Raw genomic sequence first — 9,475 nt, 5'->3', positions numbered from 1 at the left:
CTTCCTGGGCCCCTGCGGCTTCCGGTCCCCTCGGATCTCGAAGTCCATCGCACACCTTGAGCTCGGGTGTTGCGACGACCGCTAGAACCCAAGGGATGCCTCGGGGCTCGACATGGTCTGCAGGCTACCGGAGCGGTGTCCGGTGGGGCACGCGGGTTTCGGGCGTCTCCGGGGCGCGCCCGTGCCGCCCGGCGGGTGTGGCCGGGCGGCTCGGGGTGGTCGGGGGCCGGGGTTACGCGGTGGCGGTCGGGAGCTTGGCGGTCAGCGCGGTCGGGACGTTGACCACGTCGGCGGGGCTGTACTTGCCGGGGCCGAAGTCGGCTGCGGTGAGGGCCTTCTTGCCGCCGCCCGCGACCAGCCAGACGGTGGGGCTGTCGGGCGAGAGCAGCAGGGTGCCGTCGGCGGGGGCGCTCTTGGCGGCGGCCGCGCCCAGCCAGGTGCCGGGGACGCCCATGAGCGGCTGCTTGTCGTAGCCCATGGCGGTGAAGTCGGCGTAGGTCAGGGAGACCGCCAGGCCGCCGGCCATCACGTAGACGGTGGAGTCGGTGCCGGCGGCGTCGGTGAGGACCGTGCCGTTCTTCAGGGGCTTGGCGACGGCGCCCTGCAGCCAGGCCTCGGGCACGCCCATCAGGGTCTTGGTGTTGTAGCCGTCGGCGGTCCACTCGCTGCCGGAGATGTGCAGGGCGGTGCCGTTGACCATGACGTACATCGACGGGTCGGTGCCGGCCTGGCCGTTGACGACGGTGCCGTTCGGGACGGTGGCCTGGGTGGCGGAGGCGAGCCAGGCGCCGGGGACGCCCATGTCGGCGCGGGTGTTGTAGCCGTCGGCGGTCCATTCGGCGCCGGAGATGGGCAGGGCGGCGCCGGAGACGACGACGTAGCGGGCGTTGCCGCCGGCCTGGTCGTGGACGACGAGGCCGGTCGGGAGGGTGTTGGTGAGCGCGTTCTGCAGCCAGGCGGTGGGGACGCCCATGTCGGGGCGGGTGTTGTAGCCGGCCGCCGTCCAGTCCGCGCCGGAGATGGACAGCGCCGCGCCGGCGACGACGACGTAGCGGGCGTTGCCGCCGGCCTGGTCGTGGACGACGGTGCCCTCGGGCGGGGTGGTGGGCAGGGCGTTGAAGCGGGCGTCGTCCACCAGGACGATCTTGCTCAGGTCGTAGCCGTCGGGGGCGACGTCGGAGCCGGTGACGGGCAGGCCGGCGCCGCTGATCAGGATCTTGACCGAGGAGCCGTTGGGCGACTTGACGAGCGTGCCGGTGGGCAGCGACGCCGGGTCGGGGTAGGAGGTGCCGGCCGGGTAGGGGTTGGCGTGGTCGGCACCCAGGTTGGCCGCCGGGCCGCAGTGCGGCCAGGCGCCCTGGCCCTGCCCGGCGAGGACCTTCTCGGCGATCAGGATCTGCTGCTGCTTGGTCGCCCGGTTGGCGTAGGGGGCGTACTGGCTGCCGCCGTAGGCGAGCCAGGTGCTCTGGGAGAACTGGAGGCCGCCGAAGTAGCCGTTGTTGGTGTCGATGCTCCAGTTGCCGCCGCTCTCGCACTGGGCGACCTTGTCCCAGGTGGACACCGAGGCCGCGGAGGCCTGGCCGCCGAGGGCGAGCGGGGCGGCGAGGGCGAGCAGCACGGTGGCGGCGGCGAGGGCCGGTGTCTTGCGGGCGGCGGCGGTCATGACGGAAGTCCCCCTGGGCAGATGCGGGTTGGCTGGTCGGACGAGCGGGTGCGTGCGGGCGCGGTACGTGTGTGCAGGTGCGGTGCGTGCGGGCGCGGGGCGGCCCGGCCTGCGGTGGCCGGGCCGCCCTGGCGGGGTGGGTGCGTCAGGCGACGGTGGGGAGCTTGGCGGTCAGCGCGGTCGGGACCTTCACCACGTCGGCGGCGTTGTAGGAGCCGGGTGCGGCCGCCTTCTTGCTGCCGCCGTTGACGACCTGCCAGACGGTGGGGCCGTCGGAGGACTGGAGCAGGGTGCCGTCGGCGGGGGCGCTCTTGGCGGCGGCCGACTGCTCCCAGTTGCCGGGGACGCCGCGCAGCGGCAGCTTGTCGTAGCCGTAGCCGGTGAAGTCGGCGTAGGTGAGCGGGACGGCCAGGCCGCCGGCCATCACGTAGACGGTGGAGTCGGTGCCGGCGGCGTCGGTGATCAGGGTGCCGTTGGCGAGCGGGCGGGCGACCTCGGCGGCCTCCCATTCCTCCGGGACGCCCAGGACCGGCTGGTTGGCGTAGACGGTGGTGAACTCGGCGCTGGTCATCGGCAGTGCGGAGTTGTTGGCCATCACGTAGATCGACGGGTCGGTGCCGGCCTGGCCCTTGATCAGGGTGCCGTCCGGGACGGTCTTCTTGGCCGTGGTGTTGAGCCACTCGCCGGGCACGCCCATCAGGGACTGGAGGTTGTAGCCGTCGGCGGTCCACTCGGCGGCGGAGATGTGCACGGCGGCGCCGTTGACGACGACGTAGCGGCTGGGGTCGGTGCCGGACTGGTCCATCAGGACGGTGCCGTTGGGCATGGGCTTGGCGATGGCGGCCTTCAGCCAGTCGCTGGGCACGCCCATCAGGGACTGGGTGTTGTAGCCGTCGGCGGTCCACTCGGCGGCGGAGATGTGCATGGCGGTGCCGTTGACGACGACGTAGCGGCCGGCGTCGGTGCCGGACTGGTCCATCACGACGAGTCCGGTGGCCGGGCCGGTGTTGATCGCGCCCTGCAGCCAGCTGGACGGGACGCCCATGTCGGCGCGGGTGTTGTAGCCGTCGGCGGTCCAGTCCGCGCCGGAGATGAACAGTGCCGCGCCGCCGACCACGACGTAGCGGGAGGAGCCGCCGGCCTGGTCGTGGACCACGGTGCCGGGCGGCGGCACGGTGGGCAGGGCGTTGAAGGCGCCGTCGTCGACCTGGACGATCTTGCTCAGGTCGTAGCCGTCGGGGGCGACGTCGGAGCCGGCGACCGGCAGGCCCGCGCCGTTGATGATGACCTTGACCGAGGCGCCGTTCGGGGACTTGACCAGCGTGCCGGAGGGCAGCGAGGACGGGGAGGTGTTGACGTCCTCGACGACGTTCTTGTAGCGCAGCGCCTTGTAGTCGCCGTTGGGGTGCGAGTCGAACTTCGCGGCGTTGATGGAGGCGCCGGTGATGTGCTTCACCGGGGTGGAGCCGAAGGAGTAGTAGGAGAAGGTCGTGTGGCCGGGGTCGTCCCACTTCTCGAAGAGCAGGACGTGGTCGTAGTAGCTGTTGAGGACGTCCCCGGGGCGCAGGTCGCTGCGCGAGATCGGGTAGGTCTCGGAGTCGGCGATGGACCGGGTGGTGGCGCTGTAGCCCAGGTGCCAGGCCATGGAGACGTAGCCGGAGCAGTCCTTGCGGTAGTAGCGGCCGCTGGAGTCGGGGAAGGTCGCGCCCTGGTTGTAGGTGAGGCCCGGGTTCTGGTTGAACCAGTACTGGGCGCGGGAGATGATCTCCGACCGGGTGATCTGGCCGCCGACGGTGGACGAGGCGGCGGCGTGGGCCGCGGTGGTGGTGACGGCCGTGGCGGCTATCGCGCCGGAGGCGGCGATGGAGGCGGCGAGGGTGACGCGGGCGAGCTTGGAGAGCGCGGAGGGCACGACGACACGTCCTGACAGGGTGAAAGGGGTGGTGGCGCCGGGGCCGGCGCGGGAAGAGGGGGGCGTGGCCCGGACGGAGGCGGACAGCTGCCCTGCAGGAGCAGCGGTCGGGTGGCCTCGGGCGGCGGCGGGGCGGGTCAGTCCCGGAGGGTGTTCACGGCGGTGGCCGGCGCGGGGCGGGTCAGTCCCGGAGGGTGTTCACGGCGGTGGCCGGCGCGGGGCGGGTCAGTCCCAGATGGTGTTCGCCGGGGTCACGGTGGCCGGCGCGGGGGCCGGGGCGTCCCAGATGGTGTTCGCCGGGGTCACGGTGACCGGCGCGGGGGCGGGGCCGTCCCAGATGGTGTTCGCCGTCGTGGCGGCCGGGGCGGGGGCGGGAGTGGGGCTGTCCCAGATGGTGTTCGCCGAGGCCTGGCCGGCGATCGGCAGGGCGGCGGCGAGGGCGAGGGCGGCGACCGCGGCGGCCTTGGCGAGCGGGGTGCGAAGCATGGGAGTTGACCTCTTTCGAGAACTGGACGGGTGGCGGTGAGTCCGGTGTCGCGTCCCGCGGTAGACGCTCGGCCGGTTTACCTCCGGGCGGTGGGCCCTGCTGGCGAGTACTAGCTTCGTCGCAGTTCAGGGCGGGTGGAAGGGTTCTCCGGTGGACGGAAACGGCAGCGTCCGGATCCGTCCAGCCGGGCCGGATCAGTCCAGCAGGCGCTCGTAGAACGGCGCGACGAGCGGGGCTCCGACGCGGGTGAGCGTCCAGCCGCGCAGCGCGGGGACGGTCTCGACCGCGCGCCGGCAGAACGCGTCGACGACGGTCTCGGCGGCGCTCAGCCGGCCGGCGACCAGGTAGACGCCGAGGACGGCGCCGGGCCCGGCGCCCTCGTGCACGGCGACGTGTTCGATGCGCTCCTGGGGCCGCGCGCTCGCCAGCAGCACCCCGGCGGTGTCGGGCGCGAGCGCTGCTCCCGAGGCCGGGGCCGGGGCCGGGGCCTGGATCTCGGCGTGAATCAGGTACATGGAACGGACTCTGCCGAACCGTCGACATCCCGGCATAGAGGATCAACCTGGACGGTTCCGGCGGTGTCCGGAACCGTCCAGGACCGCTTGCTGGCCCCCTCTCGCACTCGCGTGCGATGATCGCGTACGCAGCGATTGGCGATTCAGGCCTTACACACCGGGGGGTAACGAGGCATGCTGACCGCACTCGGGCTGGATGCCGTGTCGGAGAGCGTCTACCGCAGCATGCTCGCGCATCCCGGCGACGGGGTGCGGGCGCTGGCGGAGCGGCTCGGGCGCAGCGAGGAGGAGGTCCGGCGCTGTCTGGACCTGCTGAGCGAGCTGGCGCTGATCCGGCCCTCCTACGAGCGGGAGGGCGAGCTGCGTGCGGTGTCGCCGCAGGTCGGCATGGAGTTGCTGATGGCCCGTCAGCAGGCGGATCTGGCGGCGCAGCAGCTGCGGATCGAGGCGTCCCGGGCGGCGGCCGCGCAGTTGATCGCGGAGTACGCGGATCTGCGGCCGGCCGCCTCGCACGCGGGGGTGGAGCAGTTGGTGGGCCTGGACCAGATCCGGGACCGGATCGCGTCGCTGGCCCGTGGCCTGACGGCGGAGATCATGACCTTCGCGCCGGGTGGCGGGCATTCTCCGGAGAGCATCGAGGCGTCCCGGCCGCATGACCGGGATCTGCTGGGCCGGGGGGTGCGGATGCGGACGGTGTACCTGGACAGTGTGCGCAACAGCCAGCCGACGGTGGCGTACGTGGGCTGGTTGGCGGAGCTGGGCGGGGAGGTGCGGACGGTGCCGGAGCTGCCGACCCGGATGATCATCTTCGATCGGGCGACGGCGCTGATCCCGGTGAGCGGGGAGGACACCCGTGCGGGGGCGGTCGTGCTGACCGGTCACGGGACGCTGGTGGCGCTGTGCGCGCTGTTCGAGCACGTGTGGGGTCAGGCGCGGGAGCTGGGGCCGTCGGCGGTGCGGGACGAGGGCGGGCTCAGTGCGCAGGAGGCGACGGTGGTGCGGTTGCTGGCGCAGGGGCTGACGGACGAGGCGATCGCCAAGCGGCTGGGGGTGTCGTCGCGGACGGCGCGGCGGGTGGCGACGGATCTGATGGAGCGGCTGGGTGCGCGCAGTCGTTTCGAGTTCGGGATGCGGGCGGTGCAGAACGGCTGGCTGCCGCAGCAGTTGTAGGGCCGGCGTTCGCGCGGGTGGCCGTGGCGGGGGCCGGGCGGCTGGTGCGGGTGTGGGTCCGCCCGCCGCCCCCGGGTCGCGGGGGCGGCGGGCGGCGCCGGAGGTGTGGAGCGGGGCTGCTAGAACGGCGGGAGCGTGCCGAGCTTGACGTCGCCCGTGTAGTGCTTGCCGAGCGCGTCGAAGTCGTAGTACAGGTGCACGTCGTCGCCGACCAGGTAGAACCTCTGCGTGCCGTTGACGAACGGCGACAGGCCCAGGTGGAAGGTGATGCCTTCGGTCAGGCTGCCGGAGGCGCTGCCGACCTTGACCTTGCCGAGGAGCGGCACGTTCGCGTACACCACGATGGACGCGGAGCGGGCGGTGGTGTCGAGGGTGAGCGTGGTCTCCAGCGGGCCGGTGACGTAGGTCCAGGTCTGCACGGCCGTGATGGCGGGCGTGACGTTCTGGACCACTGCGACCGGGGCCAGGGCAGGGGCCGGGGCGGCCGCCATGGCCGCCGTGCTGCCGAAGCCGACTGTCAGGACGGCGAGGCCGGCCACCACAACACCCGCACGACGTACGAAGCGGTTCTTCATGGTTCCCTCCCAGAGGTGTGAGCTGATGGTCGGGTCCCCCGGGGTGATTCCTATCAGTCAACTCGCTTGGGGTGCCAGCGTGTTGTACATCACGACCGCCCTCCGGCGTAGAAGTGGACCCCCCCGTTCGGGTGGTTTTTCTTGACTTTGCCAGCGCCTGTGTGCAGTTGGGGTGGATCTCGTCGCGCGGCCCGTTCCGGGTACGGAGCAGCCGTCCCCTCGTGCGGGTTCGGGGCTTTGCCGGGCGGCCGCGGTGCGGGGCCTGCGGGCCGGCCGGGGCCGGTGGCGGGCCCGGACGGTGGCGGGAGGGCCTGCGTCCGCAGGCCAAGTGGACCGGTCGCGCGGGTGACGCTACGCGCGTCCGTTTCCGTCCACCCGGGGGGATTTGTCGGACCTTCACTGATCCCCCATCAGATGATCACTCGGCTGCCGGAATTCCGACCCCTGGCGTACGGCGCGGTCCACTCGAATTCCTTCGCACACCGCCGAGCAGCGAAAGGCCTTCACCCCATGACCCGCCCTGCCGACCGCCCCTCCCCCGACCAGCAGCTGCGCGAGGCCGCCGCGCGGCTGGACCGGCGCCGCTTCCTCACCGTCACCTCGGCCGCCGCCGCGCTGGCGTTCACCGTCAACCTGCCGTCCGCGCACGCCGAGGACGCCGAGTTCGGCCCGCGCGCCATCACCGGCGACCCGTTCACCCTCGGCGTGGCCTCCGGCGACCCGCTGCCCGGATCCGTCGTGCTGTGGACCCGCCTGGCGCCGCGCCCGCTGGAGCCCGGCGCCGGTCTGCCGCCCACCGGTTCGGTGCGGGTGGGCTGGGAGCTGGCCCGCGACGAGCGGTTCCGCAAGGTGGTGCGGCGCGGCAGCGCCCGCGCGCACGCCGAGTTCAACTACGCGGTGCACGTGGACGTCGACGGCCTCGACGCGGACCGGGTGTACTGGTACCGCTTCACCGTCGGCACCTGGAGCAGCCCCGTGGGGCGCACCCGCACCGCGCCGGAGCGCGGGCGCAGGCTGGACGCCGTCCGCTTCGGGCTGGTGTCCTGCCAGGCCTACGAGGACGGCTACTTCACCGCCTACCGCCACCTGGCCGACGAGGACCTGGCGGCGGTGTTCCACGTCGGCGACTACATCTACGAGTACGGCATCGACGCGGCGGGCGGCGACCGCAAGTACACCGACCGCACCCTGCCGGCGCTGTTCGACCACGAGACGGCCACGCTGGAGGACTACCGGCTGCGCTACTCCCTCTACAAGAACGACCCCGACCTCCAGGCCGCGCACGCCGCCCACCCCTGGTACGTCACCTGGGACGACCACGAGGTGGAGAACAACTACGCGGCCGGCATCCCCGAGAAGGGCCAGGACCCGGCGCCGTTCATCGCCCGCCGCGCCGCCGCCTACCGCGCGTACTGGGAGAACATGCCGCTGCGGATGCCGCAGCCGCGCGGCACCGAGCTCACCCTCTACCGGCGCGTCCACTTCGGGCAGCTGGCGCAGTTCGACATCCTCGACACCCGCCAGTACCGCGACGACCAGGCCAACGGCGACGGCTGGCAGTACCCCACCCCGGAGTCCGAGGACCCGCGGCGCACCCTGATGGGCGCCGCCCAGGAGCGCTGGTTCGCCGAGGGCCTGCGCCGCTCCCGGGCGACCTGGAACGTCGTGCCGCAGCAGGTCGTCTTCTCCCGCCGCAAGAACACCACCGCCGAGCGCTCCAAGCTCTCCATGGACGCCTGGGACGGCTACCCGGCCGCCCGCGAGCGCTTCCTGGCCGCCGTCGACCGGGCCGGGGTGGAGAACCTGGTGCTGCTCACCGGTGACGTCCACGTCGCCTACGCCCTGGACGTCAAGCGCGACTTCGACAAGCCGGACTCGCGCACCGTGGGCGTGGAGTTCGTCGGCACCTCGATCAGCAGCGACGGCGACGGCGAGGAGCGGCCGTCCAACTGGCAGAACCTGATGTCGGCCAACCCGCACATGAAGTTCTACGACGGGCGGCGCGGCTACACCACGCTCACCCTGGACCGCCACCAGGTGCGCGCCGACTACCGGGCCGTCTCCCACATCACCCGCCCCGGCGGCACCGTCACCACCGCCGCCTCCTTCGTCACCGAGGCCGGCAACCCGGGCATCCGCCCCGCCTGACCCGCCACCCCCTGGTCCCGCCACCCCTTGGGTCCCGCCGCTCACGGGGGCGGCGGGACCACGTGGTGGCTGAGCCTTGAGCGTGACCGCGCCGCACCAGTTGCCTCGATAGGCCCCCCGGCTGCTCAGGACTGAGCAGCCGGGGGACTCGACTACGCGCGAAGGTGTTCCAGTGCCTTCTCCAGCGCATCCTCAGCGGCAACCGCCACGTCCGGCTCCACGCCAACGCCCTCCCAGTTGGTGCCGGTGACCGGGTTGATCGAGCGGGCCGCCGGCACGGTCACCGTCACATGCGGCGCGACAGGAATACGGGCCGTCGGGTGGGCGCCACCACGCGTCGTCTGCCCGACCAGCGTCGCACGCCTGAGCACCTTCAGGTTGTACGACAGCTCCTCCCCACCGGAGAACGTGAAGTCGCTGGTCAGCACCGCCACCGGACGGTCCGAATAGCGCGGCGCGGCGAGGTGCCCGAGGGTCCAGTACTGGCGGGTGGAGTCGGTAGCCCGGTCGTAGATGTCGTTGAGGTGCACCTCGTCGTCAGCGAAGAAGTAGCTGCACCACAGCTGCACACCCTCCGGTGAACCGCCGCTGCACTGCCGCAGGTCGATGACCAACGCCTCGGTGGAAGCGACCAGTTGCATCGCGGCGGCGATCGCGGGACCGCCCACCCCGGCCGGGGGAATCATGCGCAGATCGAGGTAGCCGATGTTGCCGTCGAGCTGCTCTGCCCGCCGGATGCCGTAGTTCTTCTCCCGGGCGTACCGCTCGAACCGGGCCCGGGCGACGTCCTCCGGCTCCTCGTCCATCGACTGCGGCTCCTCGCTCCACAGCAGCCGCAGGTGCTTGTCCGGACACACCCCCTGCAAGTCCTCCGTGACCCGCTCGCACAGCCCCCGCTCGTCCAGGCCCTCATACTGACATTTGCTCTTTGGGGTGATGGATCTGCCGTTTTACTGACGGACGGTCACCTGTCGGCGTAGACCGTCTCGCATGCGATATGCGGAT

The 9,475-nt window shown here is 72.2% G+C and carries 8 protein-coding genes; 2 read left to right on the top strand and 6 right to left on the bottom strand.

Annotated elements, in window-relative coordinates; genetic code table 11:
• Positions 1 to 232 precede the first annotated feature (232 nt).
• From AC07AL_RS38225 to AC07AL_RS38210, 4 genes are all read right to left on the bottom strand, one after another.
• Positions 233 to 1,663, bottom strand: coding sequence for a transglycosylase family protein (locus AC07AL_RS38225; protein WP_478319545.1), 1,431 nt, complete (start codon positions 1,661 to 1,663; stop codon positions 233 to 235).
• A gap of 145 nt (positions 1,664 to 1,808) precedes the next feature.
• Positions 1,809 to 3,575: an NlpC/P60 family protein gene (locus AC07AL_RS38220; RefSeq protein WP_478319544.1), complete on the bottom strand. Its 1,767-nt coding sequence runs from the start codon at positions 3,573 to 3,575 to the stop codon at positions 1,809 to 1,811.
• Between the two features lie 225 nt (positions 3,576 to 3,800).
• The gene (locus AC07AL_RS38215; protein ID WP_400810417.1) at positions 3,801 to 4,061 is read right to left on the bottom strand and encodes a hypothetical protein; all 261 of its coding nucleotides are present in this window, start codon (positions 4,059 to 4,061) and stop codon (positions 3,801 to 3,803) included.
• 195 nt (positions 4,062 to 4,256) lie between these two features.
• Positions 4,257 to 4,577, bottom strand: a complete 321-nt coding sequence (locus tag AC07AL_RS38210) for a hypothetical protein (RefSeq protein WP_363632444.1) — start codon at positions 4,575 to 4,577, stop codon at positions 4,257 to 4,259.
• 174 nt (positions 4,578 to 4,751) lie between these two features.
• Between AC07AL_RS38210 and AC07AL_RS38205 the strand changes: the two genes are divergently transcribed.
• On the top strand, positions 4,752 to 5,747 hold the full coding sequence (locus AC07AL_RS38205; RefSeq protein WP_363632442.1) for a helix-turn-helix transcriptional regulator: 996 nt from the start codon (positions 4,752 to 4,754) through the stop codon (positions 5,745 to 5,747).
• Between the two features lie 119 nt (positions 5,748 to 5,866).
• On the opposite strand, the gene AC07AL_RS38200 is transcribed toward AC07AL_RS38205, so the two are convergent.
• Positions 5,867 to 6,322 carry a hypothetical protein gene (locus AC07AL_RS38200; protein ID WP_363587849.1) on the bottom strand — a complete coding sequence of 152 codons (456 nt, stop codon included), beginning with the start codon at positions 6,320 to 6,322 and terminating at the stop codon, positions 5,867 to 5,869.
• 510 nt (positions 6,323 to 6,832) lie between these two features.
• Here AC07AL_RS38200 and AC07AL_RS38195 point away from each other — a divergent pair.
• Positions 6,833 to 8,470, top strand: a complete 1,638-nt coding sequence (locus tag AC07AL_RS38195; RefSeq protein WP_363587850.1) for an alkaline phosphatase D family protein — start codon at positions 6,833 to 6,835, stop codon at positions 8,468 to 8,470.
• Positions 8,471 to 8,622: 152 nt separating this feature from the next.
• On the opposite strand, the gene AC07AL_RS38190 is transcribed toward AC07AL_RS38195, so the two are convergent.
• Positions 8,623 to 9,276: a S41 family peptidase gene (locus AC07AL_RS38190; RefSeq protein ID WP_478319543.1), complete on the bottom strand. Its 654-nt coding sequence runs from the start codon at positions 9,274 to 9,276 to the stop codon at positions 8,623 to 8,625.
• Between the last annotated feature and the right edge of the window lie 199 nt (positions 9,277 to 9,475).

It is taken from the genome of Kitasatospora sp. NPDC043949, from assembly GCF_056435365.1.
Note: the sequence above shows the minus strand (reverse complement) of the source record. Positions and strands in the feature narration are given on the sequence as shown.

What these genes read in the sequence shown, in the direction of transcription:
- AC07AL_RS38225 (WP_478319545.1), bottom strand. Translation starts at nt 1,663, where the DNA reads ATGACCGCCGCCGCCCGCAAGACACCGGCCCTCGCCGCCGCCACCGTG.
- AC07AL_RS38215 (WP_400810417.1), bottom strand. Translation starts at nt 4,061, where the DNA reads ATGCTTCGCACCCCGCTCGCCAAGGCCGCCGCGGTCGCCGCCCTCGCC.
- AC07AL_RS38210 (WP_363632444.1), bottom strand. Translation starts at nt 4,577, where the DNA reads ATGTACCTGATTCACGCCGAGATCCAGGCCCCGGCCCCGGCCCCGGCC.
- AC07AL_RS38205 (WP_363632442.1), top strand. Translation starts at nt 4,752, where the DNA reads ATGCTGACCGCACTCGGGCTGGATGCCGTGTCGGAGAGCGTCTACCGC.
- AC07AL_RS38200 (WP_363587849.1), bottom strand. Translation starts at nt 6,322, where the DNA reads ATGAAGAACCGCTTCGTACGTCGTGCGGGTGTTGTGGTGGCCGGCCTC.
- AC07AL_RS38195 (WP_363587850.1), top strand. Translation starts at nt 6,833, where the DNA reads ATGACCCGCCCTGCCGACCGCCCCTCCCCCGACCAGCAGCTGCGCGAG.
- AC07AL_RS38190 (WP_478319543.1), bottom strand. Translation starts at nt 9,276, where the DNA reads ATGGACGAGGAGCCGGAGGACGTCGCCCGGGCCCGGTTCGAGCGGTAC.